At 68.8% G+C, this 25,572-nt stretch carries 26 protein-coding genes; 15 read left to right on the top strand and 11 right to left on the bottom strand.

Annotation, left to right across the window (positions count from 1 at the left end; translation table 11 throughout):
- Positions 1-14: 14 nt before the first annotated feature.
- Positions 15-617, bottom strand: a complete 603-nt coding sequence (locus tag IT359_20630) for a sigma-70 family RNA polymerase sigma factor (GenBank protein ID MCC6931406.1) — start codon at positions 615-617, stop codon at positions 15-17.
- A 172-nt stretch (positions 618-789) separates the two neighbouring features.
- Between IT359_20630 and IT359_20625 the strand changes: the two genes are divergently transcribed.
- The 5 genes from IT359_20625 to IT359_20605 all read left to right on the top strand — a co-directional run bounded on the left by IT359_20625 (position 790) and on the right by IT359_20605 (position 5,230).
- Positions 790-1,536: a ubiquinone/menaquinone biosynthesis methyltransferase gene (locus IT359_20625; protein MCC6931405.1), complete on the top strand. Its 747-nt coding sequence runs from the start codon at positions 790-792 to the stop codon at positions 1,534-1,536.
- Positions 1,537-1,639: 103 nt separating this feature from the next.
- Entirely contained in the window at positions 1,640-3,163 is a 1,524-nt protein-coding gene (locus IT359_20620; protein ID MCC6931404.1) for a menaquinone biosynthesis decarboxylase, read from the top strand.
- Positions 3,160-4,113 (top strand): UbiA family prenyltransferase, encoded by a 954-nt coding sequence (locus IT359_20615; protein ID MCC6931403.1) that lies wholly within the window; start codon positions 3,160-3,162, stop codon positions 4,111-4,113. The genes IT359_20620 and IT359_20615 overlap by 4 nt, the downstream gene beginning before the upstream one ends.
- Entirely contained in the window at positions 4,110-4,733 is a 624-nt protein-coding gene (locus tag IT359_20610; protein MCC6931402.1) for a UbiX family flavin prenyltransferase, read from the top strand. Before IT359_20615 ends, IT359_20610 begins: the two co-directional genes overlap by 4 nt.
- 2 nt (positions 4,734-4,735) lie before the next feature.
- Positions 4,736-5,230 (top strand): metallophosphoesterase family protein, encoded by a 495-nt coding sequence (locus IT359_20605; GenBank protein MCC6931401.1) that lies wholly within the window; start codon positions 4,736-4,738, stop codon positions 5,228-5,230.
- A gap of 36 nt (positions 5,231-5,266) precedes the next feature.
- Here the strand turns inward: IT359_20605 and IT359_20600 are convergent, their stop codons facing one another.
- Positions 5,267-6,073: a DUF2490 domain-containing protein gene (locus IT359_20600; protein MCC6931400.1), complete on the bottom strand. Its 807-nt coding sequence runs from the start codon at positions 6,071-6,073 to the stop codon at positions 5,267-5,269.
- A 125-nt stretch (positions 6,074-6,198) separates the two neighbouring features.
- On the opposite strand from IT359_20600, the gene IT359_20595 reads away from it, so the two are divergent.
- Positions 6,199-8,010, top strand: a complete 1,812-nt coding sequence (locus IT359_20595) for a response regulator (protein ID MCC6931399.1) — start codon at positions 6,199-6,201, stop codon at positions 8,008-8,010.
- A 32-nt stretch (positions 8,011-8,042) separates the two neighbouring features.
- Here IT359_20595 and IT359_20590 read toward each other — a convergent pair whose 3' ends face one another.
- From IT359_20590 to IT359_20570, 5 genes are all read right to left on the bottom strand, one after another.
- Positions 8,043-9,170 carry a UvrB/UvrC motif-containing protein gene (locus IT359_20590; protein MCC6931398.1) on the bottom strand — a complete coding sequence of 376 codons (1,128 nt, stop codon included), beginning with the start codon at positions 9,168-9,170 and terminating at the stop codon, positions 8,043-8,045.
- On the bottom strand, positions 9,158-10,015 hold the full coding sequence (gene mutM, locus IT359_20585) for a bifunctional DNA-formamidopyrimidine glycosylase/DNA-(apurinic or apyrimidinic site) lyase (GenBank protein ID MCC6931397.1): 858 nt from the start codon (positions 10,013-10,015) through the stop codon (positions 9,158-9,160). Before mutM ends, IT359_20590 begins: the two co-directional genes overlap by 13 nt.
- Entirely contained in the window at positions 9,999-11,282 is a 1,284-nt protein-coding gene (gene purD / locus IT359_20580; GenBank protein MCC6931396.1) for a phosphoribosylamine--glycine ligase, read from the bottom strand. The genes mutM and purD overlap by 17 nt, the downstream gene beginning before the upstream one ends.
- Positions 11,279-12,259 (bottom strand): M48 family metallopeptidase, encoded by a 981-nt coding sequence (locus tag IT359_20575; GenBank protein ID MCC6931395.1) that lies wholly within the window; start codon positions 12,257-12,259, stop codon positions 11,279-11,281. The genes purD and IT359_20575 overlap by 4 nt, the downstream gene beginning before the upstream one ends.
- Before the next feature lie 122 nt (positions 12,260-12,381).
- Positions 12,382-13,554: a PLP-dependent transferase gene (locus IT359_20570; protein ID MCC6931394.1), complete on the bottom strand. Its 1,173-nt coding sequence runs from the start codon at positions 13,552-13,554 to the stop codon at positions 12,382-12,384.
- A gap of 117 nt (positions 13,555-13,671) precedes the next feature.
- Here IT359_20570 and IT359_20565 point away from each other — a divergent pair, with 117 nt between their 5' ends.
- Entirely contained in the window at positions 13,672-14,781 is a 1,110-nt protein-coding gene (locus IT359_20565; GenBank protein ID MCC6931393.1) for a response regulator, read from the top strand.
- Here IT359_20565 and IT359_20560 read toward each other — a convergent pair.
- Entirely contained in the window at positions 14,778-15,728 is a 951-nt protein-coding gene (locus IT359_20560; GenBank protein MCC6931392.1) for a hypothetical protein, read from the bottom strand. The two genes, IT359_20565 and IT359_20560, sit on opposite strands and share 4 nt — an antisense overlap.
- Before the next feature lie 229 nt (positions 15,729-15,957).
- On the opposite strand from IT359_20560, the gene glmM reads away from it, so the two are divergent.
- The 8 genes from glmM to maf all read left to right on the top strand — a co-directional run bounded on the left by glmM (position 15,958) and on the right by maf (position 23,085).
- On the top strand, positions 15,958-17,328 hold the full coding sequence (glmM, locus tag IT359_20555) for a phosphoglucosamine mutase (GenBank protein ID MCC6931391.1): 1,371 nt from the start codon (positions 15,958-15,960) through the stop codon (positions 17,326-17,328).
- Between the two features lie 15 nt (positions 17,329-17,343).
- On the top strand, positions 17,344-19,173 hold the full coding sequence (glmS, locus tag IT359_20550) for a glutamine--fructose-6-phosphate transaminase (isomerizing) (GenBank protein ID MCC6931390.1): 1,830 nt from the start codon (positions 17,344-17,346) through the stop codon (positions 19,171-19,173).
- 146 nt (positions 19,174-19,319) lie between these two features.
- Positions 19,320-19,685: a winged helix-turn-helix transcriptional regulator gene (locus tag IT359_20545; GenBank protein ID MCC6931389.1), complete on the top strand. Its 366-nt coding sequence runs from the start codon at positions 19,320-19,322 to the stop codon at positions 19,683-19,685.
- Between the two features lie 81 nt (positions 19,686-19,766).
- The gene (locus IT359_20540; protein MCC6931388.1) at positions 19,767-20,219 is read left to right on the top strand and encodes a GNAT family N-acetyltransferase; all 453 of its coding nucleotides are present in this window, start codon (positions 19,767-19,769) and stop codon (positions 20,217-20,219) included.
- Between the two features lie 47 nt (positions 20,220-20,266).
- Positions 20,267-21,289 (top strand): arsenite methyltransferase, encoded by a 1,023-nt coding sequence (locus tag IT359_20535; GenBank protein MCC6931387.1) that lies wholly within the window; start codon positions 20,267-20,269, stop codon positions 21,287-21,289.
- 55 nt (positions 21,290-21,344) lie between these two features.
- Entirely contained in the window at positions 21,345-22,010 is a 666-nt protein-coding gene (locus IT359_20530; protein ID MCC6931386.1) for an aquaporin, read from the top strand.
- Positions 22,011-22,025: 15 nt separating this feature from the next.
- Positions 22,026-22,478: a D-tyrosyl-tRNA(Tyr) deacylase gene (locus IT359_20525; protein ID MCC6931385.1), complete on the top strand. Its 453-nt coding sequence runs from the start codon at positions 22,026-22,028 to the stop codon at positions 22,476-22,478.
- A 1-nt stretch (position 22,479) separates the two neighbouring features.
- On the top strand, positions 22,480-23,085 hold the full coding sequence (maf, locus tag IT359_20520; GenBank protein ID MCC6931384.1) for a septum formation inhibitor Maf: 606 nt from the start codon (positions 22,480-22,482) through the stop codon (positions 23,083-23,085).
- 98 nt (positions 23,086-23,183) lie between these two features.
- On the opposite strand, the gene IT359_20515 is transcribed toward maf, so the two are convergent.
- The 3 genes from IT359_20515 to IT359_20505 form a co-directional block, all read right to left on the bottom strand.
- Complete coding sequence (locus IT359_20515; protein MCC6931383.1) at positions 23,184-23,561, bottom strand: hypothetical protein; 378 nt, start codon at positions 23,559-23,561, stop codon at positions 23,184-23,186.
- 92 nt (positions 23,562-23,653) lie between these two features.
- Positions 23,654-24,694, bottom strand: coding sequence for a glycosyltransferase family 9 protein (locus IT359_20510; GenBank protein ID MCC6931382.1), 1,041 nt, complete (start codon positions 24,692-24,694; stop codon positions 23,654-23,656).
- 43 nt (positions 24,695-24,737) lie between these two features.
- Entirely contained in the window at positions 24,738-25,568 is an 831-nt protein-coding gene (locus IT359_20505) for a hypothetical protein (GenBank protein ID MCC6931381.1), read from the bottom strand.
- Positions 25,569-25,572 lie beyond the last annotated feature (4 nt).

Here is a 25,572-nt window from a genome sequence, read left to right as displayed (position 1 = left end):
GGTGAGCCCGCGGGTCAATCCCGCAGCCCATCGAGTGCGTCCCGCAGCTGGTGCCGGGCGCGGTGGATGTATGTCTTGACGGTTCCCAATGGCAGGTCCAGCGTGGCCGCGATCTCCTCGTACGAGCGTCCTTCGACATGACGCAGCATGATGCAGGCGCGGTACTCGGGGCGGAGCTTCTGGATCGCCCGTTCGATGGCCGATCCCAGCTCGCGCGCCTCCATCTCCTCGAGCGCCGTTTCCTGCCGCGCGACGACGTCGAACGACGTGGCCTCCCGCTCGGCCGCCGAGAGTGCGTTCGGCGAGCCGTCGATAGAGATCGTCTCCAGCTGTCGTTTACGCAGGTGATCGATCGCGACGTTGTTGGCGATCTTGAACAGCCAGCTGGAGAGCTTGAACTCCGGCCGGTACTTGTCGATGTGGTTCAGGACCTTGATGAAGGTGTCCTGGGCGAGGTCCTCGGAGACCTCCCGATCCCGCACCATGCGAAAGATCAGGGAGAAGACGGGGCGCTCGTATCGTCGCACCAATTCCCGGTAGGCCGCCTCGCGCCCTTCCTGGGCCAGCGCGACGAGGTCGGCGTCGGGGAGGTTGCGTAGATCGAGAAGAGGGGCCATGCCGTCGGTGGCGGAACCCCGTGGGAACGCGCCCCGGGTTCGCGAAGTTGGCAAGCTAAGGAGTGCGCCCAAGACGGTCTAGGACAAGCGCTTGTCGCGTCCGATGTTGTCACCGTGACTCGGCACGCCGTGCTTGCCCGCCACCCGGCTCCCGCCCAACTTTCGCAGCCTCATGACCTCGACCGATCTCGATGCGGTAGAGGCGCGCGCCGCCGCCGAAGGGGGCGCCGTCAAGCGGGCCTATGTCCGCCGCATCTTCTCGGAGATCGCCCCGCGCTACGATCTCCTCAATCACCTGCTGAGCTTCAACATCGACAAGCGGTGGCGCGCCCGGGCCATTCGCGAGTTGGCGTGGGATCGTGCGCCGTCGGGGACGTATCTCGACCTGTGCGCCGGGACGCTCGACGTCGGGACTCAGCTCGCCAGGGAGGCAGGGTTCCGCGGCTACGTCCTCGGCACCGACTTCGCGCTCCCCATGCTGCTGGCCGGGGATGGGAAGGTCTCGCGGGAGATCCTCGCGCCGGTCAATGGCGATGCACTCGAACTCCCGTACCGCGACAACGCCCTCGATGGCGCCATTGTCGCCTTCGGGATCCGCAACCTTGCCGACCTTGGTGCCGGGTTGCGGGAGGTGCGCCGCGTGCTCAAGCCCGGCGCGCGCTTCGTCATCCTCGAGTTCTCGACGCCGAGGAGCGCCGTGGTGCGCGCCGGCTATCACGCCTACTTCCACAACATCCTTCCGAGGATTGGCGGCGCGATCAGCGGCCACAAGACCGCTTACAACTACCTTCCGCAGTCGGTGGCAAACTTTCCGGTGCAGGAAGCGCTGGCGCAGGCCATGCGCGAGGCGGGCTACGCCGACGTTCGCTATCTCGACCTGACCCTCGGGGTGGCCGCGATTCACGTGGGTGTGAAGTGACGACAGCGAGAAAGGAGACGCGCCTCCCTGGCGGAGGCCCCGCGCGCGGCGCAGCCGCGCGCACTCCCGTCCCCCGTCCCCCGTCCCCCGTCCGCCCCTAACGATGCCCCTCAACGACTTCCAGCAGTTCCTCGCCGAGATCGAGCGGGCAGGCGAACTGGTTCGCATCTCCCATCCCGTGTCGGTTCACCTCGAGCTGTGCGAGATTGCCGACCGCGTCTCCAAGATGCCGGGGGGCGGGAAGGCGCTCCTCTTCGAGCACCCGGTGCTGCGTGACGGGACGCGCTCGCGCTTCCCGGTGGCGATCAACACCTACGGCTCGTTTCGCCGCATGGCGATCTCGTTAGGTGTGGAGCGCCTCGACGAGATCGGCACTCGCATCACGCAGATGATGGACCTCAAGGTCCCCGACGGTTTCCTCTCCAAGCTGTCGCTCCTCCCGCGGCTCCTCGAGATCGGCAAGTTCCCTCCGAGAGTGAAGAGCGGGAGCGCCCCGTGCCAGGAAGTCGTCTGGCGTGGCGCGGACATCGATCTCGACAGGCTCCCCGTCCTCACCTGCTGGCCCGAGGATGGCGGTCCGTTCATCACGCTCACCGCGGTCGTCTCCAAGGATCCGAAGCGGGGCATCCGCAACGTGGGGATGTACCGGGTGCAGCAGCTGGGCAAGGACTCGGTGGCGATGCACTGGCAGCGCCACAAGGTCGGGGCCGCCCACTGGCGCGAGATGGCCGAGCGGGGCGAGAAGATGCCGGTCTGCATCGTCGTCGGTGCCGACCCCGCCACCGTCTTCTCCGCCTCGGCGCCGCTTCCGCCTAACATCGACGAGTATCTCTTCGCCGGCTTCCTGCGCAAGGAGCCGGTCAAGCTCGTGAAGGCGCTCACCTGCGACCTCGACGTGCCGTGGGATGCGGAGATCGTGATCGAGGGGGAGATCGATCCGGCGGAGGCGCTGGTGGTGGAGGGGCCGTTTGGCGACCACACCGGCTTCTACTCCGAGGCCGATCTCTATCCGCGCGTGCAGGTGAAGGCCGTCACGATGCGGAAGGACGCCGTGTACGGCACGACGATCGTCGGCAAGCCGCCCATGGAGGACTTCTACCTCGGCCATGCCACCGAACGCATCTTCCTCCCGCTGTTGAAGCTGACGATCCCCGAGGTCGTCGACTATCACATGCCGGCGGAAGGAATCTTCCACAATCTCGTGTTTGTCTCGATCGACAAGCAGTATCCCGGGCAGGCGTACAAGGTGATGAACGCCATGTGGGGACAGGGGCTCATGTCGCTGGCGAAGGTGCTGGTCGTGGTCGACAAGGAGGTGAACGTGCGCGACCCGCAGGAGGCGTGGTGGGTGGCGCTCAACAACATCGACCCCGAGCGCGACACGCGCTTCACCATGGGGCCGGTGGATGTCCTTGACCACGCCTCGCGCGCCTTCACCTACGGGAGCAAGATGGGGATCGATGCCACGCGCAAGTGGCCCGAAGAGGGGTTCACTCGCCAGTGGCCCAAGGTGATCGAGATGGACCAGGCGACACGGCAGCGCGTGGATGCAATGTGGCCGAAGTTGGGGCTGGACGGGACACGGGAACGCTTGCCCCAGCGAACGCTGGGGGGAGACGGGAGATGAGCCGCACGCCCGGGGGAGTGCCGGTGCGCGAAGGGCAGACCTTCGATGGCTCTACGCGCTTCATCAAGTACGCCAACTTCGTGAAGCTCCCGCACACCATCTTCACGCTCCCGTTCACGCTCGTTGGGGTCACGCTGGCGTCGTACCGATCGCCGGTGACGGTGGCGATGGTCGGCTGGGTCATCGTGGCCTTCACCTGCGCCCGCTTTACCGGGATGGGCTTCAACCGCATCGTCGATCGCGACATCGATGCGGACAACCCGCGGACGTCGATGCGCGAGATCCCGAGCGGGGCGATGACGGTTCGCGAGGCGGCGGTCTCGGTGGCAGTGGCGTCGGTCCTGTTCGTGTACAGCGCCTGGTCGCTCAACCGGCTGTGCGCGCTGCTCTCGCCGCTGGCGCTGGCGTGGGTCTGCTTCTACTCGTACACCAAGCGTTTCACGCGCTGGTCGCACCTGGTGCTGGGCCTCGGGATGTCGATTGCACCTGTCGGCGGGTACCTCGCGGTCACCGGGCGGTGGCCCGAGCCGTGGTGGATGCCGCTCGTGCTGTCGCTCGCCGTCACCACGTGGGGGGGCGGCTTCGACATCCTGTACGCGCTGCAGGACGAGGCGTTCGACAAGGCGCACGGGCTGCACTCCATCCCCGTGGCGCTGGGGCGCGTGCGGGCGATTGCCCTGTCGCGCGTGTTGCACCTGACGACGCTGGCCTCGCTCACCGTCGTCGGCGCCGTGGCGGGGGGCGGGGCGTTGTACCTGGCGGGGGTCCTCGTCGTCGCCGCCCTCCTCCTCTACGAGCACTCCCTGGTGAAGGCCGATGACCTGTCCCGGCTCGACGCAGCCTTCTTCACCATGAACGGCGTCATCTCCATCGCCTTCTTCCTCTTCGTCCTCGCCGAGCGGTTGCTGGCGGCCAACGGATGGGTGACCACCTTCCCGCTCGCCGGATGAGCGCCGGGCACGGGCACCTCCCGATCGTGGTCGCCATCACCGGCGCCTCCGGTGCGCCGTACGCCGTTCGCCTGCTCGAGGCGCTGGTCGCCGCGCAGCGCACGGTCTGGCTGGTCGTCTCGTCGCATGGCTACCGACTCCTCGCCACCGAGATGGGAATCGCCGACGAGATGGCGCTGCGCGCACACGTTGGGGCCGACGGGTGGGACCGTTGCGTGACGGCGTTCAACGATGGCGATCGCGGCGCGTCGCCGGCGTCGGGCTCGACGCGCATGCACGGCATGGTGGTCTGCCCCTGCTCGATGGGGACGCTGTCGGCCATTGCACAGGGGAGCTCGCGCTCGCTCGTGGAACGTGCCGCCGACGTCATGCTCAAGGAACGCCGCCGCCTCATCCTCGTCCCGCGCGAGACGCCGTACTCGCAGCTCCACCTCGAGAACATGCTCCGCCTCACGCAGGCCGGCGCCGTGGTCATGCCGGCCTCGCCCGGCTTCTACCACCAGCCGCGCGCGATCGACGACCTCGTCAACTTCGTCGTGGCGCGCATCCTCGACCACCTCGACGTGGAACACGCACTCGTCAGGCGGTGGGGCGGGGAACCGGACGCGCTCAACGCCTGACGATGCCTCCCGCCGCCGACCAGCCGCTGGTCATCGGCCTCATCTCCGACACGCACGGGCAGGTGCGCGCCGACGTGCATCGCGCCCTGGCTGGCGTCGACTGCATCCTGCACGCGGGCGACGTCTGCGGCGACGACGTGCTGATGGAGCTCGCACTCATTGCCCCGGTGCGCGCGGTCTACGGCAACTGCGACGCGTACGACGACCCGCAGCTGGTGCGCGAAATCGAGCGGTCGGAACGCGGTGTCCGCATCCACGTGAGCCACGGCCACGAACTCGGCGTCCCCACGGTCCAACGCCTGCTCGCCGCCTACGACGCCGACGTGATCGTCTACGGGCACACACACCGGCAGCTCATCGCCAGGGCCGGCGGGCGGTTGGTGATCAATCCCGGCGCCGCGGGGCCACGCCGCTTCGACCTCACCCCCAGCGTCGCGCGCCTGACCATTGCCCCCGACGGGGCGTTCGACGTCGAACTGGTCGACCTGGCGTACTGACGCAACGTTAGGCGGGGCGATCTCGAACGGTGCCGGCTACTTGCCCCCCTCCCTGGCGTCGTGCCAGAACGAGAGGTTCGGGTACAGCGCGAAGATGAGTGTGTGGTTCCGTTCCAGCTGGCGGCCGCTCGACTTCTCCACCACCTGCTCCATGTACCCCACCTCCGCGCGCAGCTTCTCCGAGAAGCGCCGCCCCACCGCGAGGATGGTCCGGTTCTGGTCGAAGACGTTGAACTGCACGTTGGCCCCCCAGTTGATGAACAGCTCGTTGTTCCCCTGCAGGTAGAACTCGCCGTCGTCCAGCGTCTTCCCCTGCAGCGGGAGTGTAGCCTGGAGGCGGTAGCGCATGCGGTTGGTGCGCACCCAGTTCTGCACCGCCTCATCGCCATCCTCCAACGCCACGCGCCCCAGCCACCGCTGTTCCAGGCGGTAGCGATGGTTGAGCGCCACGCGACCGACGGCGTGGTTGAGTTGCAGCTGCTCCCACATTCGGTGCTCGGGGAAACGGAACGTGTTCGGGAGCTTGCCGTACGGCCACGTCTCCGCAAAGGCATACCCCCACGTCACGCGCACCGCGGGGTTCACCTGGTATCGCACCCCCAGGCGCGGAAGGAGCTGCTGCATCTCCTCCAACGGTCCGCTGCGCCGCAGGCTCACGTCGTAGTCGAGGTACCACTGGCGGCTCAGCCGGTTCTCCCCCACCACGTTGAACCAGGCGTTGAAGTTCTCGCGGGTCTGGCGCGACCCCTGGGCCGCGCCGCGGCTGGGCGTGAGGACGAGGAGCGAGGCTACCCCCGCGGCCAGGACGGCGCCGTGGCGGCAGGACAGATGCGACCGTGACATGAGGGGCGGGTTCGGGAACGAATGCGTGCGAGCGCACCCAAGATAGCGGTGCGTGATGGCTCGCCGAACTCGCACCGCCGTGCCAGTCGCTTCAACCGAGGAATGTGACGGCCGATACTCTTGTCGTGCCCACCACTCCCGTTCCCCCCTTCGATCGACTGCGCAACTGGACCAGCGCGTGGACGCGCCAGACGGCGGCGCGTTTCGGGCTCGACGAGGCGTCGGCGCTCGACCAGTGGCGCGGCCGCATTCTCGCCGCCCTCCTCGGCGCGGTCGTGGTGTTCGGGCTCCCCACGCTCACCTTCGCGATCCATGTCCTCGCCTCGCGCGGGCTGTACGCGATTGCCGCGCTCGATGTCTCCTGCTACGTGGCCACCTGCTTCATGCTGTACAGTCAGCGTCCCACCTTCCGCACGCGCGCCTGGGCCCTCGTCGCCTCGCTCTTCGCGGTCGGTACGCTCACGCTGACCAAGGCGGGGCTGGTGGCGGCGGGGCCCGTCTGGCTGTCGATGTCGGCGCTGGCCGCCGGGCTCCTGCTGGGCGTGCGGGCCGGTGTTGCGGTCGTCATGATGAACGTCGCGGTCTTCGTCGTCCTCGGCGTCGGCGTGTCCATGGGGACGATGCCCTGGGCGGCGGGCCGCGACTTCATGCTCTCGGCCTGGTCGCTGGCCGGGCTCACGACGGCGATGCTCGGCCTCACGGCGACGGTGTCGGTGGGGCTGCTCGTCGCCGGGCTCGAACGCGAAGCCGAGGCTCGGCTGCGCGCCGAGGCAGAGCGCAGGCGCGGGGCGCAGCTCGAGGCGCTGGGAACGCTCGCGGGAGGGGTGGCCCACGACTTCAACAACCTGCTGGCGCCAATCCTCGCCAACGTCGAGCTGCTCTCGGCAACGGCAAACGCGGAGTCGCTCGAGCTGCTGGATGACATTCGCGCGTCGGCTGAGCGCGGGCGCGATCTGGTCAAGCGCATCTTGCAGCTGCGCAAGGGCGAGGTGGACTCGTCGGCGACGAGCGACCTTTCCGAGGTGGTGCGCGAAGTGGCGCGTCTGGTCCGTTCGTACGCCTCGGCCGGCGTCCGGATCGACGTCCGGGTGCCGGGCCCGGTCATGGTCCATGCGTCGAGCGCCGAACTGCACCAGGTCGTGATGAACCTCGCCACCAACAGCGCGCAGGCCATGCCGAACGGCGGCGTGGTGGTGCTGGAGATCGACCCGGCGTGCGAGCAGCGTCGCGGCGTGACCTGCCTGCGCGTGCGCGACAACGGGAACGGCATGTGCGAGCAGACGCTTGCTCGCGTCTACGAGCCGTTCTTCACCACCAAGGCGCGCGACGGGAACGGGCTGGGGCTCGCCACCGTGCGCGCCCTGGTGCATGCGTTAGGCGGCACGATTGAGATCGAGAGCGCGGTGAGCGTTGGAACCATCGTGACGGTGACCTTCCCGTCGGCGGGCGAGGACCACGACGAGCCACCAGACGATGTGGGTCACCACTCGGCGCTCGCGGTGGATGACCTCGTCCGCGCGCCAGGCACACCGGGGGCACCGCACGGCGCATTGGCCACGCGTCCGCGCACCATCCTGCTCGTCGACGACGAACCCGTGGTGCTGGAGACGGTGCGCCGTGTGGTCGCCGCACTGGGCCACCACGCCGTCGCGCACGCCACACCCGACGCCGCGGAGCAGTGGTTCTCCCAAAACGCCGAGAGCTGCGCGCTGGTGATCACCGACTATCGGATGCCGGGGCGCACCGGGACGCAGATGATCGCCGCGCTTCGCCGGCACCGCGCCAACCTCCCCGCGCTGGTGGTAAGCGGCTTCGCCGGCGAGGCCACGCGCGAGGTGCGAGCACTCGGCCGCGCGACAATGCTCCTCTCCAAGCCGTACGCCATGGCCGAGCTCAAGCGGGCAATCGACTCGGCTTTCGACCCGGCCACTCGCTGACGCCGCCCAAGCGCGCGAACGCCGTGCGCTCGTCAGGCGCCCCAGAGCGTCCGCACCGCGTCGGCCGGCACCGTCGATTGCAGCTCCGTTGGCCGCACGCTGAACCACGACGTCACCAGCAGCAACTCGTCCACCTCGTGCGCGGGCACCGTCGAGAGTGTGCTCGTCGCCCCCTCGCCAAAGACGCGGCGGCACCCCTCGCGCAGCGCCTCCCACTCGTCAGGCGTTTGCGGCGCCGCGTGCTCGCCCCTGATCACCCCGTGCCGGATCAGGTAGAAGCGGTCGGCGCCCTCATGTCCGGGGACGATGTAGGCAAAGGTGAGCGACTCGACGGCAAAGCGCAGGCGCGAGAACGACTCACGCAGCGACTCCAGCCGGTGCAGCTTGTCGCGCAACACCGCCGCACGCTCGAACGCCAGGTCGTCGCTGGCTTCCTGCATCGCCACCCGCAGGCGCTCCAGCGGCTCGTCGTGCGTCCCCTCGAGGAAGGCCCGCGCCTGGCGTACGCGATCGCCGTACACATGCGCATGCACCGCCGCCACGCACGGCCCCAGGCACGTCCCGATCTCGTGCCGGATGCACCCCGGCGTTCGCGCCGGCAACGGCAGCAGCTCGCGCTGGTCGGCAAACTGCATGCGCCCGTCGTGCGTGCAGTCGCGCAGCCCCAGCGTGTCTCCCAGCTCGCGCAGCGCGTCGCGCAACCGCTCGGCACCGACAAACGGGCCGTAGTAGACGCCGCCACGCTCGCCCGCGCTGGTGCCGCGCACCACGGTGAGCCGCGGCGCAACGCCGCCGGAGACGCGCACGAACGCGTAGTGCCGGTCGTCGCGCTTCATCGCCACGTTGAACCGCGGGCGATAGCGCTTGATGAGCCGCAGCTCCTCGAGCAGCGCCGCGAACTCGCTCGGCACGTAGCTCCACTCGATCGTCGCCGCCTCGCGCACGATGCGCGCCCCCTTGTCCTTGGGGTACTCGGCGCGGAAGTACGACATCAGGCGCGTGCGGATCTTCTTGCTCTTCCCCACGTACACCACCTCGCCCCCCTCGCCCAGCATCCGGTACACCCCCGGGCGGTCGCTCGCCGAACCGCGCACGTGATCGCGCAGCTCCGCTAGGCGCCTCGCCTCCGACTGGCGCTGCGAAAGGGTCAGTGCTGGCATCGGTGACAGAAGACGGTCGATCGCCCGTCGATGGCGTGTGTCTCGGTGAGGGTGGCGCCGCAGCACTTGCAGCGCTCGCCCCCGCGGCCATATGCCTGGAGCTGCGCCGCGAACCCGCCAGCCCTGTTCGACGGATCGCGATAGTCCCGGAAGGTCGTTCCGCGCACCGCGATCGACGCCGTCAGGATCGACCGCAGCTCGGCGTGCAGGCGCTCCACCTCCACGGCGACAAGCGAGCGCGCCTCGCGCGACGGATCGATCCGCGCGCGCCACAGCGCCTCGTTCGCGTAGATGTTCCCCACCCCAGCCAACACGCGCTGGTCCATCAGCACCTTCTTGATCGCCGAGCGGGAGCCCCGAAGAAGTACCGATAATCGGTCGGCATCGAAGCTCGGGTCAAGTGGCTCTGGTCCCAGCGATCGGTCGAACTCGTCCAACGCCTCGTCGTCGACCAGCGTCACCGTCCCCAGTCGTCGCACGTCGCGATACCAGAAGGCGCCGCCGTCGGCGAGGCGCCAGACCAGCGCCGCATACGGATCGTCCTCGGGGGGGCCGGCCGTCTCACCAGGGGGTGCGGCAGCACGGCCACCTTCGAATACGAGCACCGCGCCGGTGAAGCGCGGCGTCACCAGGAGGTGCCAGCCGCGGTCGAAGGAAAGCACGGCGGTCTTGGCGCGCCGCCACGCGCGCCGCAGGCGGTCGCCCCGCAGGATCTCTCCCATTCGCTCCCGATGCTCCCCACGGAGCACGTCGGCTCGCCGGACGGCGACCTCGACGACGATTCGCCCCGCCAGGCGCGCGTCCAACTCCCGCGCTATCGTCTCGACTTCAGGAAGCTCCGGCACGGCGCGCCTGCTCGCGCCACCCGATATCTCGGCGGAGCACCTTGTCGGGGAAGTCGATCGATTCGGCGGTTGCCAAGCTCAGTCTCTGTGCTGCCTCGAAGGTCGGAGCGACCGCCGTAACCGAAAATACGCGCCCCCCAGCCGTTACCAACGCCCCGTCGCCACGCTGTTTCGTCCCGGCGTGAAAGATGGAGATGCTGGCAGGATGCTCTGGGAGCACGATCGGTGCTCCCGTGATGGGCGTGTCAGGATACCCTGGCGAGGCGACCACCGTCGTGACCGCGGCCCCCGCGACACATACCGGCGCGCTCGCCTGCGCCAACCCGTCAGGCTCGGCGGCACCGAGCATTAGCGTCAAGATGCTACTGGCCATGATCGGGAGCACCACCTGCGTTTCTGGATCCCCGAAGCGACAGTTGAACTCCACCACTTTGGGCCCGGCCTCGGTGAGCATCAGCCCCACATAGAGCAGCCCGCTGAACGGCGTCCCGCGACGGCGCATCTCGGCCAGCGTGGGCAATACGATATGCTCCGCGGTGAACCGGAGCACGGCGTCAGTCGCGATCGAGACCGGGGCGTACGCCCCCATCCCCCCGGTGTTGGGCCCCTCGTCGCCGTCGAGCAGCCGCTTGTGATCCTGCGCGGCTGGCAGGAGCACGAAGTGCTCACCATCCGTCACCGCGAAGACCGACAGCTCCTCCCCCGCCATGAACTCCTCGACCAGGACCTCCGCGCCGGCCGAACCGAATGCCCCCTGGAACATCCGGTCGATCGCCAACTCCGCCTCGTCGAGCGTCTGCGCCACGACGACCCCTTTCCCCGCAGCCAGCCCGCTCGCCTTGATCACCACGGGAGCACCCGACATCCGCGCCGCCAGCCTGGCCGAGGCTGCGTCCGAGTGCCACGAGGCGCGCGCCGTCGGGACCCCGGCGGCGAACATCACCTCTTTCGCGAAACGCTTCGACGCCTCGAGCGCGGCCGCCGCCTTCGACGGGCCGAACACCCTGAACCCCGCCGCGCGCAGCGCGTCGCTGACCCCCGCCGCCAGCGGCGCCTCGGGGCCAATGACCACCAGCTCCGGGCGCTCTGCCTCCGCCAATGCGACAACGGCCGCCGCGTCGGTCGGCGAGACCGGGACGCAGCGGCCGATGGTGGCAATGCCTGGGTTGCCGGGAGCGGCTACCAGTTCGAGCGACGAGTCATCCTGTGCGAGCTTCCATGCGATGGCGTGTTCGCGGCCGCCACTGCCGAGGAGCAGAATCTTCACGTCCCGGACGATCCCTTGAAGGCGCTGTTGAAGGCATCGCGCGCCCGGTCGAGCACCCCGCTCAACGAGTCGACCGCCCCGCGCGCCTGCTCCCCATAATAACCGACCGCGTCCTCGATGTCCGACGAGAGCGGTGGGGTGGTCGCGTCGCTGCGCCTGCGGTAGTCACCGCGAAGGATCTTCTCGTACTCCCCGGCGCTCACCCAGCGTTGAAGCTCGGCGGCGCGCACCGTGCCAAAGGGGTGCGTGCGGAACGCGGTGTTGATCACCTGCCAGACCTTGTCGGCAAACTCGCTCTGCCCCTCGTAGTGCGACGCCTGCTCGAGGAAGGCGTCGACCGAAAGCGTGTCGTCGAGTTCCTTCCCTCCCGCCATCTTCATGAAGGTGCTGGCGGTGACGCGAATGTCCTGCGTCACGAGGAGCCCGGCGCGGTCCGCCGAGAACTCGGCCTTGCGGTACCACTCCATCAGCGCCAGCTGGAAGGGGAGGAGCGCGATCCCGGCCAGGAAGGGGAGGTTCTGGATCCCCACCGTGAGGATGATGATCGCAATCGTCGTGTAGGTGGTGTGCCCCGACATGATGTGCCCGAGCTCGTGCCCCACGATGTCGCGGCGCTCCTCTTCGTCGAGCAGCTCCATCAGCCCCGAGTTGAGAACGATGAACGGCTTGTCGAAGCCGACGGCGGCCGCGTTTACCAGCGGGGTCTGCGTGACGTACAGCTCCGGGACTTCTTTCCAGTCGAGCGTTGCCAGCACCTCCTGGTACTGGGCCCACAACCTGGGGCGCTGGGTGGGGCCAACCTTCACCGCATTGGCCAGGAAGATCTGGCGCACCCCGCGCTCCCCGAAAAACGAGGCGACCTTGCGTACCACCTGATCGAAGCCGGGAATGGCGCGCAGCGCGTTGAGCGCCGCGCGGTCGGCTGGGTGCTCCCAGGCGGCGGACGAGATGTCGGTCAGTACGATGCGCTCGGCCATGGCAAGGTCGGGACGGGAGACGGGAGACGGGGGACGGGAGTTCGGGGGCGACACTCCGGGCCGCTGTGTGCTTGTTCTACGTCGGGGCGGGGGGGAAAGTGTCGCGCCCCGTCCCGCCGCGGCTACGCGACGCCCTGGAACGCGTGGTCGATGTCGGCCAGGAGGTCGTTCACGTCTTCCACACCCACCGAGAAGCGCACCAGTCCGTCGGTAATCCCCAGCCGGGCACGGCGCTCCGGGGGGACCGAGGCGTGCGTCATGGTGGCCGGGTGACAGACCAGGCTCTCCACCCCCCCCAGCGACTCGGCGAGCGTGAACAGGTGCAACGCGTTCACCACTCGCTCGGCCTTCTCGCGCGACCCCAACTCGATAGAGATCATCCCGCCAAAGCCCGACATCTGTCGCGCGGCCAGGGCATGGTGCGGATGCGAGGCGAGCCCCGGGTAGTAGACGCGCTCGTCCCCCAGGCGTGCGGCCAGCCAGTCGGCGATGCGCCGCCCGTTGGCGTCGTGCGCCGCCATCCGCAGGTGCAACGTCTTGGTCCCGCGCAGCACCAGCCAGGCGTCGAACGGGCCAGGCACCGCGCCGGCGGCGTTGAGGATGAATTGCAGCCGCGTCGCCAGCTCGTCGTCGTTCACCACCGCGCAGCCGCCCACCATGTCGCTGTGACCGTTTAGGTACTTGGTGGTCGAGTGGAAGACGATGTGCGCCCCGTGCTCCAGCGGGCGCTGGAAGACCGGCGTGGCAAAGGTGTTGTCGACGATGAACAGCGCCCCGTGCCGCCGCGCAATCCCGCCCACGGCCGAGAGGTCGGTCACCCACATCAGCGGGTTGGTGGGCGTCTCGACGATGATCGCCTTGACGTCCGGCGTCATCGCGTCCTCCACGCGCTGCGCATCGCGCGTGTCGACGTACGTGAACTGCAGCCCCATGTTGACCAGGATCCGGTCGAACAGGCGCGGCGTCCCGCCGTACATGTTGTCCGCGCACAGGATGCGGTCGCCGGATTTGAACAGCTTCATGATCGAGTCCACCGTCCCCATTCCGCTGGCGAAGGCGAAGCCGTGCGTGCCCCCCTCAAGGGAGGCGATGTTGCGCTCCAGCGCCTCGCGCGTGGGGTTCTTCCCGCGGGCGTACTCGTACCCCTTGTTGCGTCCCAACGCCTCCTGGGCGTAGGTCGACGTCTGGAAGATCGGGGTCATGATCGCCCCCGAGGTGGGGTCGGGGCGCTGCCCGGCGTGTACGGCGCGCGTGCCCGTGCCGAACCTCAAGTCATCGTCGAAGATGCGCGACATGGATTTGTGTTTGGATGTAGTCGGCGAGAAGATACATCGTGGGCCCGCGCGCGGAACGCTGACGGGCGTGCCGCGCGTGATGTCCCGGTCCATTCAGGGCGAGAACAGGAAGTACCCATGACGCAGACCCCCACGGCGCCGGCGCCGGCGCTCGACACTCCCGAGATCCTCCGCTGCCTCGTCGTCGACGACGAGCCGCACCTTCGCCGCGTGCTCGTGCGCCTCATGCAGAGCGACGGCTTCAGCTGCGAGGAGGCGAGCAACGGTGCCGAGGCGCTCATCTCCCTCGAACGCCGCCCCGCACACCTCATCCTCACCGACCTCCACATGCCGGAACTCGATGGCATGGGGCTCCTGCGCTCGGTGCGCTCGCGCTACCCCGACACGGCGGTCATGCTCATCACCGCCGTGGCCGATGTCAGCACCGCGGTGAACTGCTTGGCCGAAGGGGCGATGGACTACCTCACCAAGCCATTTCACCTGGAGGAAGTGCGCGCACGCGTGCGGCAGGCGCTGGAAAAGCGCCGCCTCATCCTCGAGAACCGCGACTACCAGGAACTGCTCGAGATCAAGGTCTCGGTGCAGGCGCGGCGCCTCGAGGAACTCTTCCTCGCGTCGATCCAGTCGCTGGCGGAAGCGCTCGAAGTCAAGGACCCGTACACGCACGGACACTCGCTTCGCGTCTCGAAGTACTCGACCGTCATTGCGCGTACGCTGGGACTCGACGCCGACATCGTCCGGCAAATCGAACTTGGCGGCAAGGTGCACGACATCGGCAAGATCGGCGTGCGCGAGAGCGTCCTCAACAAGGCGGGACCGCTCACCGACGACGAGTACCAGCACATCATGACGCATCCGGTGGTGGGATGGCGCATCCTGGGGCCGCTCCTCGGGGAAATGCCGCTGGCGCTCAACATCGTGCGCTCGCACCACGAGCGCTTCGACGGACGCGGGATCCCCGATGGACTCGCCGGGCTCGACATCCCGCTCGAGGCGCGCATTGCCGCCGTGGCCGACACCTTCGACGCCATGACGAGCGAGCGCCCGTACCGCCCTGGCGTTCCACTGCAAGCCACCATCGCCGAGCTGCGCCGCTGCTCGGGGGCGCAGTTCGACCCCGATGTGGTCGATGCCTTCCTGCATGCGCTGCACTCCGGCGCCATCGACAAGGCGGCGATTGTCGAGGGGGGGCCCGCACAGGGGCTCGCCCCCATGGGCGTGCGTTAGGCGCCGAAGGCGCCGTCGCTCCCCACCACGTCGCCGACGCGCAGCCGGACGCCGGTCGCATCGTACCAGCGCCTGGCCAGAGTGTCGTCGAGCTCCCCTCCCGTACTGCCGGCAAGGCATCGTTGGAGTACCGGCGCGTCGAGCGCGCGGCCGCGCGCGTGTAGTGCGTCCAGCAGCACGCCGTACGCCGCGGCCGGTGCCACGATCCCCGAGACGCCGGCCGTCTCCAGTTGTTCGATCGCCCACACACCGTCCAGCTCCACGCGCTCGGCGGTAGTCACGCGACCGCCGGCCATCAGTGGCGCCACCACCCCGGCCACCACCGCGAACAGGGTGGGCGATGCGGCGATGGTCAGCGTGTGATCGCGTTCCCCCAACCGCTCGCGGACGCCGGTCGCCACCGCACTGGCCATCACGCGCCGATGCGTGATGGGGACGCCGAGGGCGTCGCGCTGCCGGTCGTCGCCGCTCGCCACCAGCACCGCCTCGTCGGCCCCGGGTTCATCCGCCTCGCCCGTCAGGTGCAGCCCGCCGTGCCAGGCGAGGTCGATCGTTCGTCGATCGCCGTCGCACAACCAGGTGGCGCGTTCGGGCGCCTCGTCCAGCAACAGGACCGGTAGTCCGGACGGGAGACGATTGGCAAGCGCGATGGTCGTGAATACCGCCGCCGCATCCTCGCGCCGGAGCGCAATCGCCAGTTCGTCGGTCGAAGCGTCGGGATCGAGGAGGGCGGCGGCTCGCCCCTCACTCGCCGCCAGCGCGACGAGCAGCGCCGGCGACGGCGGGAGGAGGATCCCCGACCTGTGCCCCGAGAGCGAGCGAACGAGCGGCGCGCTTCGTTGCAACAGCGCCACGCCTGCCGAGACGAGGCGCCGTACGGAAAGGCCATTCAGCGCTCCGTTGGCGCCGGCGAGCGCAAGCGGGAGGTATGCGAGCGGGTTGCTCATGGAGAAGCGTGACGAAAAGGAACCGGGGGGTCGAGCGTCATACGGGAGGTCGGACCTCGGGGGCCGTAGCGGTGTCGGCCGTGAGCCCCGAGCCGAACGCGCGGAAACTAAGCGGCGACGCTGCCCCGTGTCGGTCGCTCGTTAGGTTTTGTGATGTGTATCACGTCGTAAGTGCCTTGCCTACAACAGTTTCGCCGCTACTTTCCTCGCACTCTGTGCGGAGCATTGGATGAGATTTGAAGGGCTGATGGTCAGCGTATCGGGGGTCCGCGGACGTGTGGGGGAGGCTCTCACACCCGAGATCGCCTGCCAGTTTGCCGCCGCCTTCGGCGCCTTCTCCATCGCGCGATCGACGTCCAGGGTCATCGTGGTCGGACGCGATTCCCGCGTTTCCGGTCCCATGTTCCACCGCGCCGTCGTCTCGGCGCTGCAGTCGGTCGGGGCCGACGTCCTCGACATCGGGATGGCTCCCACCCCCACCGTCCAGATGGCGGTCGAGCACCATCACGCAGCCGGGGGGCTGGCGATCACCGCGTCGCACAACCCGGTCGAGTGGAACGCCCTCAAGTTCATCGGCCCCGCCGGGCTCTTTCTCGACGCCGCCGAAGGGGCAGCGATGCGCGCCTTCCTCGAGTCGCGCATCCCGAGGGCAACGTGGGACAAGCTCGGCGCGGTCTCGGCGGATGACGCGGCCATCGACCGGCACATCGACCAGATCCTGGCGCTCCCGTTTCTGGACGTGCGCGGGATTCGCGCTCGCGGCTTCCACGTGGCGCTCGATGCCTGTCACGGCGCCGGCGTCACGATCTTCCCCAAGCTGTTGGAGCGCCTTGGTTGCCGGGTAAGCGCGATCAACCTGGAGCCGCACGGTCGCTTCCATCGCCCCCCTGAGCCGGTGGCCGAGAACCTCGGCGAACTGGAGGCGCTCGTGAAGTCGAGCGGCGCGGTGGTTGGCTTCGCGACCGACCCGGACGTGGACCGCCTGGCGCTCGTTTCCGACCAAGGGCGAGCGATCGGGGAGGACTACACGCTGGCGCTGGCGGCGCGGGTGATTCTGGCCAAGCGGCGCGGCCCAGTGGTCACCAATCTCTCGACGTCGCGGATCGTGGCCGACATCGCCAGGGAGGCGGGGTGCGAGCTGGTCCTTGCCCCGGTCGGGGAGGTGAACGTGGCGGTCAAGATGCGGGCGGTGGGGGCGGTCGTCGGGGGGGAGGGGAACGGCGGTGTCATCCTCCCCGAACTGCACCTGGGGCGCGACGCGCCGCTCGCCGCGGCGCTCATCCTCCAGCTACTGCACGAGTTCGACGGCACGCTGTCTGCAGTTGTCTCCCGCTATCCCCAGTACCGGATCGTGAAGGACAAGCTCGACCGGCCCAACGCGCCGCTCGACCAGGTCTACCGATCGTTGCGGGAGGCGTTCGCCGATGCGTCGGTGGACACACAGGATGGACTGCGGCTCACCTGGCCCGATCGATGGGTTCACGTGAGGCCGTCGGGAACCGAGCCGATCGTGCGGGTGATCGCCGAGGCACCGACGGAGGAGGAGGCGAGGGAATTGGTACGCCGTTGCCGCGCGCCGTTGGACGCGTTGGCGGCATAATCACACCGAATCGACATGTGCGGAATCGTCGGGTACGTCGGCCCCAAGGTCGCCACGCCCCTGCTGATCGAAGGGCTCAAGCGCCTCGAATACCGCGGGTATGACTCCGCGGGCGTCGCCATCATGAACGGCGCCGGCGTCAAGACCGTGAAGGAGGCGGGGAAGATCGCGCGGCTCGAGTCGCTCCTCTCGCTCGCCCCCGTGGAGGGGACGACGGGGATTGGCCACACGCGCTGGGCGACGCACGGCCCGCCCAACCAGGTCAACGCCCACCCGCACGTGAGCCAGGACGGCACCATCGCCGTCGTGCATAACGGGATCATCGAGAACGCCACGGTCCTCAAGCAGATGCTCGAGGGGCGCGGTTACACCTTCTCGTCCGACACCGACACCGAGGTCCTCGCGCACCTCATCGAGGAGTGCTTCGACGGGAGCCTCGAGGACGCGGTGCTGGAAGCGCTGTGGCAGGTCGAAGGGACGTACGGCATTGCCGTCATTTCCTCGGTCGACGCGCACAAGATCGTCGCCGCCCGCAAGGGGAGCCCGCTTCTCCTCGGTCTTGGCGACAAGGAGAACTTCATCGCCTCCGACGTCTCGGCCATCCTCGCGCACACGCGCCAGGTGGTCTATCTCGAGGACGGGGAGATGGCGGTGATCGACGACGAGGGGTACCGCGTCATCGACATGAACGCGACGGAGATCCCGAAGAAGGTCGCGCACATCGAGTGGGACCTCGCGCAGATCGAGCGTGGCGGCTATGCGCACTTCATGCTCAAGGAGATCTTCGAGCAGCCGCAGACGATCGAGAACACGATGCGCGGGCGCATGCTGGACGATGAAGGGACGTCGAAGCTGGGTGGCCTCAACCTCACGGACGAGGAGCTGCTGGGCTTCAGCAACATCGTCATCACCGCGTGCGGAACGTCGTGGCACTCGGCGCTCATCGGCGAGCACATGCTGGAGGAACTGGCCCGCATCCCGGTGGAGGTCGAGTACGCGTCGGAGTTCCGCTACCGCAACCCGATCGTCGACCACAAGACGCTCTGCATCGTCATCTCGCAGTCGGGCGAGACGGCCGACACGCTGGCCGCCATGCGCGAAGCCAAGCGCCGCGGCGCCCGTACGTTAGGCATCGTGAACGTCGTGGGGTCCACCATTGCCCGCGAGGCGGATGGCGGGATCTACATCCACGCCGGCCCCGAGATTGGTGTGGCATCGACCAAGGCGTTCACGTCGCAGGTCATCGCGCTCCTCCTGTTCACGCTCAAGCTGGCGCGGCTGCGCGGCGCGCTGTCGCAGGAGCGCGGGGCGGAGATCATTGCCGGGATGCGCGCGCTGCCGGCGCAGATCCGCCAGGTGCTCGACCGCGCGCAGGAAATCGAGGATATCGCCGAGGAGTACAAGCGCGCGAGCAACTTCCTGTACCTCGGGCGCGGCTACAACTTCCCGGTCGCCCTCGAGGGGGCGCTCAAGCTCAAGGAGATCTCGTACATCCACGCCGAGGGCTATCCCGCGGCCGAGATGAAGCACGGTCCCATCGCCCTCATCGACGAGATGATGCCGGTGGTCTTCATCGCCCCGCATGACTCGGTGTTCGACAAGATCACCTCGAACGTGCACGAGGTGAAGGCGCGCAAGGGGCGCGTGATCGCCGTGACGTCGCGCGACGAGGACGCGCTCGAAGGGAAGATCGACTACGAGTTCCGCATCCCCGAGACGATCGACCTCCTGATGCCGATCCTGGCGTCGGTCCCGTTGCAGCTGCTGGCGTACTATGTCGCCGTCAAGCGCGGCGCGAACGTCGACCAGCCGAGGAACCTGGCAAAGTCGGTGACCGTCGAATAGGGGCGGAGGACGAGAGGACGAGAGGACGAGAGGACGAGAGGACGAGAAGACGAGGGCCTGGGCTCTCGTCTTCTTTCGTTTGGGGGTTTTCGTCGTGGTGGCGAATGACGTATTGACAAACTTCGATATACTCCGTACTGTCCACCATGGCCAAGGTGCTGGAAATCGTCGAACGGCAGTTGGGGGAACGGTGCTGCGACAGCGGCGTACGTCCGCGCATCGCCGTGCGTGAGGCCGAGCGCCTTGCAGAGGATCTCCAGCTCCTGGCCCACCCCATCCGGCTGCAACTGCTCGACGTCCTGGGGCGCAACGAAGGACGCGTTTGCGTCTGCGACCTCGAGGCGGCGGTCCCCGTCAAGCAGCCCACGGTCTCGCATCACCTGCGCATCCTGCGCGAGGCCGGGCTGGTCGAGTCGGAGAAGGTGGGGCAGTGGATGTACTACCGAGTGCGGCGCGAGGTCTTTGGCGAGATGCGCAGCCGGTTGTCCTCCCGGTTGGGAGCGCTGGCGTGAGGGTTCTCCCCTTTTTTCGCGAGATGCATCGATGAACATCGATGGATGGCTGGTTCATCACCACCTTTCGGGAGACGGATCATGACGCACTCGGGCTTTCGCGTTCGGGCGGCGCGCGCCGACGATCTCGCCGACGTACTGCGACTCGTGGCCCAGGCATCGCTCCCCATCGACGGCGTCGAGGACCAGTTCGGCGACGGCTATGCCATCGCCGAGTGCCCGGCGGGGCTGATCGGCGTGGAAGGGATCGAGCGCTACGGGAGCGCTGCGCTCCTCCGATCGGCGGCGGTGGACTCGGCGTGGCGTGGGAAGGGGGTGGGGGAGGCGCTCACGCGCGACCGGCTGCAATGGGCGGCAACACACGGCGTGCGGGAGGTCTGGCTCCTGACCAACACGGCTGCCGCCTACTTCCCGCGTTTTGGCTTCGAACCCGCTGATCGTGCGTCCGCCCCCTCGCTCGTGCGGCAATCGCGGGAGTTCTCCGAGACCTGCTGTGCATCGGCGGTCGCCATGCGCCTGGTCTTGTCCAACTGACCTTCATCCGCCGCCATGACGCGGCGACCACTATCGTGAGGTGCAATATGTCGGACCATGACGAGGCATGCTGCGCGCCGGGGTGCTGCAGCGACCAGCAGGTGCAAACGACGACAATTGCGGGGCGCGCGAAGCAGGTGCAGGGAAGCGCGGTGAGCGCCGCACGCGCAGCGGTCGTGTCGTCGGGGGCCGCGGCGGAGTTGTCGCCCTCCAGCGCTCCCGTGCCGCACGCACCGGCTGGTGGCGAGGCGCTGCGCGCGACGGTGCGTGAGAAGTACGCGCAGGCGGCGCGCCGTGCGGTCGAGGGGAACGCCCCCTCCTGCGGGTGCGGGACCTCGTGCTGTGGCGGCGATGGCGAAGTCTGGGACCCGATCACGACCGATCTGTACGAGGCAGGTGAGGTGGAGGGGATTCCCGCGACGGCGCTCCTCGCGTCGTTAGGTTGCGGCAACCCCACCGCGCTCGCCGAGCTGTCGCCTGGCGAGGTGGTCCTCGACCTGGGCTCGGGGGGCGGGATCGACGTCCTTCTCTCGGCGCGTCGGGTAGGCCCCGGCGGCAAGGCGTACGGCCTCGACATGACCGACGACATGCTCGCCCTCGCGCGCGACAACCAGGCCAAGGCCGGCGCGAACAACGTCGAGTTCCTCAAGGGAGAGATCGAGCACATTCCACTCCCCGACGCCAGCGTCGACGTCATCATCTCCAACTGCGTCATCAACCTCTCGGCCGACAAGCCGCAGGTAATGCGCGAGGCGTTTCGCGTCCTCAGGCCGGGGGGGCGCCTCGCGGTGTCGGATGTGGTGCTGCGCGGCGAGCTCCCGAGCGAGGTGCAACGCAGCGTTGCGCTCTTCACGGGGTGTGTGTCCGGGGCGCTCGAGGAGGGAGACTACGCGGCGCTTCTCGCGCGTGCCGGCTTCCGCGACATCGGCATCGAGCCCACGCGCGTCTACACCGCCGCAGACGCCCGCGCCCTGATCGAGTCGGCCGGGTTGGACGCCGAGTCGCTGATTCCCGCCGTGGAAGGGAAGGTCATGAGCGCCTTCGTGCGGGCGCGGAAGCCGGCGCGTTAGGCTGGCGCCGCGGCGCCGGGGGCGACACCATTCCCGCGTCCACTTCCCCTCCGCCATGGCCGACACCCCTCCGCTCTCCCGCCGCCTTGCCGCCGAGCTGCTCGGCACCTGTCTCCTGGTCCTCGTGGGGACCGGGAGTGTGATGACCAACGTGATCTCGCAGGGGGCGTTGGGGCTGACGGGGATCGCCCTGACCTGGGGTTTCCTGGTCACGGTGCTCATCGCCACCATCGGCGGCATCTCGGGGGCGCACATCAACCCAGCGGTCACCGTCGCCCTCGTGGTGACGGGGAAGTTCCCGGCGCGCGAGGCGGCGGGGTACGTCCTGGCGCAGTGTGCCGGTGCCTCGATCGCCTCGCTCATCCTCCTCGCTACACTGGGCAACGCGGGGAGCCTTGGCGCGACAATCCCCACGGTCTCCGTGGGGGCAACCTTCGCCATCGAGTTCTGGCTCTCGTTTGTCCTCATGGCTACGGTGGTCGGGGCAACGTCGGACGATCGATGGGGCGGTGGGGGCGCCGCGGTGGCGATCGGCATGGCGGTCGCGCTCGACGTCCTCATGGGCGGACCGCTCACCGGAGCGTCGATGAACCCGGCCCGTTCGCTGGGGCCGGCGCTCATCGGGCAGCGCTTGGACTCGCTGTGGATCTATTGGGCCGCACCGATGGCCGGGATGGTCGCGGCGGCGCTGGTGCTGCGCTGGTTGCGAGGCGAGCGTTAGGCGGTGCGCGTCCTGGTGCAGCGGGTCTCGCGCGGCGAGGTGCGCATTCGCGAGGTTGACCGCGCCTCGCGCGTGGCCTCGCGCGTAGCCGGGCGCATCGGCAAGGGCTTCGTCCTCCTGGTGGGCTTCACGCACACCGACGGTGAGGAGCAGCTGCGCTGGATGGCGGAGAAGGTCGTGGGGCTGCGCCTCTTTTCCGACGCCGAGGACAAGATGAACCTGGCGTTAGGCGACGTGGCGGGCTCGCTGCTCGTGGTGTCGCAGTTCACGCTGTACGGCGACGCGGCCAAGGGGCGGCGCCCCTCGTTCATCGACGCGGCGCGCCCGGAGCAGGCCATCCCGCTGTACGAGCGCTTCGTGGCGATGCTGCGCGCCACGGGGGCGAAGGTCGAGACGGGAGAGTTCGGGGCGTCGATGGAAGTCGACATCGTGAACGATGGCCCGGTGACGCTCTGGCTGGAGCGATGAGATGAGCGACACGCCGCTCCGCGTCGTGCTCGCCTCGCAGTCGCCGCGGCGGCGCGAGTTGCTGGCGCAGGTCGGGATCGGGCACGAGGTGCGTCCGGCCGACATCGACGAGTCGTACCTCCCGGGGGAGCATCCGCCGGCGCACGCCGAGCGGCTGGCGCGCGAGAAGGCGCAGGTGGTGGCGCGGGCGATGCCCGACGCGGTCGTGATCGGTGCCGACACGATCGTCGTGATCGACGGCGAGGTGCTGGGCAAGCCCACCGATGCCGCCGACGCCGAGCGCATGCTGGCGCGCCTGGCGGGGCGCACGCACTGGGTCTACACCGCCGTTGCTGTTGCACGTGGCGGGGGGCTCGTCTCCGGCGTGGAGGCGGTGGAGGTGACGTTCCGGCCCTTGCAGCCGGCGCAGCTCCGCGACTACGTCGCCACCGGCGAGCCGATGGACAAGGCGGGGGCGTACGGCATCCAGGGGTTTGGTGCCACGCTCGTCGAGCGGATCCACGGCGACTACTTCGCCGTGATGGGGCTGGCGTTAGGCAGGCTGGTGGCGCTGCTGCGGGAGGTGGGCGTCACGTACCACTTCCGCGGACTCGACGCGGACGGGTGAGCGAGGCGCGCCTCGGACATGCGTGAACGGGGGACGGAATCGCGTGATTCCGTCCCCCGTCTGCGTTCCGTGCGTGTGGCGCTGGAAACAGCCTTCGGTCAGTTGCCTGGGCGGCGTCCCATGCGTTCGCGCATGTCGGCCACGTTCTTGTCGAAGACCTTCTGCTGGTCGGCCGTGAGAACGGTGCGAATCTCGTCCTGCTGTTTCGTCATCAGTTCGCGGCGCTTCTGCATCGCCTCAGGGGCCGGCGGTTCGCCGGGCGTGAACGGCGGCATCTCCTTCTGGTACTTGGCCTGGATCGAGTCGACCTTCGCCTTCTGCGCGTCGTCGAGCGTGATCCCCTGCATCAGCATTTCCATCATGCGCCCGGGGCCACGCTGGCCACCCGGCGGCGGTCCGCCCTGCGCGTGCGCGCGTGGTGCGGCGAAAGCGACGACGAGGAGCGCGGCGGCGAGCGACATCCACAAACGTTTCACGGGTCCTCCGGGGAGGGTATGGGATACGATGGTCGCGTCGGGTGCAGACTGAAAACTCACCCGGACATTGGACGCGGCAAGAAGGGGCGACGTTAAGGTCGCACGCTCCCGTACGTCCGCTGCCAATGCTCGACCTTGGTGAGCACGTCGTCGACGGTGATGTTGGGCATGCGTCCGGGGCGGTTCTCCATGCTGATCGGATAGTCCTCGCCGGGGTCGCCGTAGGCGTCGATGAGGAGGTCGTGATAGGCGCGGTACGGTCCGGTGCGCCTGGGGTTCGTGTATCCCATGAGCGAGATCACCGGGCGCTGCAGTGCCACGGCGATGTGCAGCGGGCCGGTGTCGGGGGCAAGGACGAGCGACGAGCCATCGAGGATCGAGACGAGTCGCCGCAGCCCGCTCCCCAGCGCCGAGATGGGGCGGTGGTGTGCCTTGGCCATGATCACCTGCTCGGCCGCCAGCTCCCGCGCCGTGCGGGCGCCGACCAGCACCGGTTGCAACCCGTAGTCCTCGTACAGGACGTCGACCACCTGCGCCCATCGCTCGGGGATCCAGTCCTTCTCCGCCTTGCTGGTGGCGACGACGATCGCCGCGGTGGGGCGCTCGATGGGGGCGAAGAAGCCCCGTTGCCAGGCGCGCTCTTCGTCGGTAGGGCCCAGGTCCCAGGTGACCGGCTCGAAGGGAATGCCTAACGCGGTGAGGAACTCGAAGTACTGGTCCTGCACGTGCTGCCCCACCGGGTGCGGCGGGATGCGATGCGTGGTGAAGAGCCAGTTGAGGTCGCGGGCGCGCGCCTTGTCGAAGCCCAGCTTGATGGGGGCGCGCGTGAACGACGTGACGAGTCCCGCCTTGAAGTAGACCTGCAGGTCGAGGACGAGGTCGAACGGGCGCTGCGCGAGTTCGCGCTTCACGTCGGTGAAGGCACGCCGCCCCCTGGAGCGGTCGAAGATGACGATCTCGTCGATGCTGCGATGCCCGCGCACCAGCGTGGCCGGCCCCGGCTGCAGCACCCACGTGATGTGCGCGCTTGCCTGGTGACGCTTGATGGCGTTGATGACGGGGAGGACGTGCACGGCATCGCCCACGGCGCTCATCATCACGATCCCCACGCGGTCGAGCTTGGCGTCCTTCATGGGAGTGCTCCTGGTCGCGCCGGGAAGGGTGATGGCGCGGCGATCATGTGAGGTCGGTGGGCATGTGGGCGTCGAGCGCCAGCGCGCGGTGCGTGGCCTCGACCGCCTCATCCTGCAGGAGGCGCTCGTGAATCGCGCGCCGCTGGTCGCTCGTGAAGCCGGCGCCGTGCAGGGCGCGCCACTTGTCGAGCGACTGCTCGAGGCGCCGGAAGTTGGCCTCGCGCACGTTGGGATCGCCGGGCGGCACGAAGCGCACGCGATCGACGTCGAGCACCGCCGGGTGCAACTCACCCGCATCGTCGGGGACGAGGAGGATGTTCTTCACGTTGAGGTCGGGGTGCCACGCCCCCGCCTGGGTCAGCGCCCCCAGCAGCGCCGCCACGGGGGTGACCAGCCGCTCCCGGTCGGCATCGCTCGCCGACGCGCGCAGCATGGCCCCCAGGTCCTCACCGGGGAGGAGGAGCGTCATCACGTCGGCGCGCCGCAGGATGGGGCCGGCGCGATACACGGCGTACCCCGCAACGGGCGGCGTGGGGACGCCGAGTTGCGCGAGGATGAGTGCCGTGCGCAACTCGCGCGGCGCGCGCGTGGGGGGGAGAAAGAGGTCGCGCAGCACCGGGGCCAGCATCCCGCCGTGCCGTGCGTGCCGCACGACCACGGTCGGGGCACCGTCGGGGAGCGGGGCGGCATAGACGGGGAGGCGCCCTTGCATCTGGCGGCGATCGGGGTGCGCCGCCGCCCAGGCGTACAGCGTCCCCGCGGCCAGCGCCGCGCGCGTGGACTCGGCCACCTTGTGGTGCACCACGGCGATGCCCTGCGGCAGGTCGAGGCGCACGTAGCCCGGCGGCACGGCGCCGACGATGGTGACCTGCACGCCC

The sequence above is a fragment of the Gemmatimonadaceae bacterium genome, from assembly GCA_020852815.1.
Taxonomy (GTDB): Bacteria; Gemmatimonadota; Gemmatimonadetes; order Gemmatimonadales; family Gemmatimonadaceae; genus SCN-70-22.
This window is presented reverse-complemented; position numbering and strand designations above follow the sequence as displayed.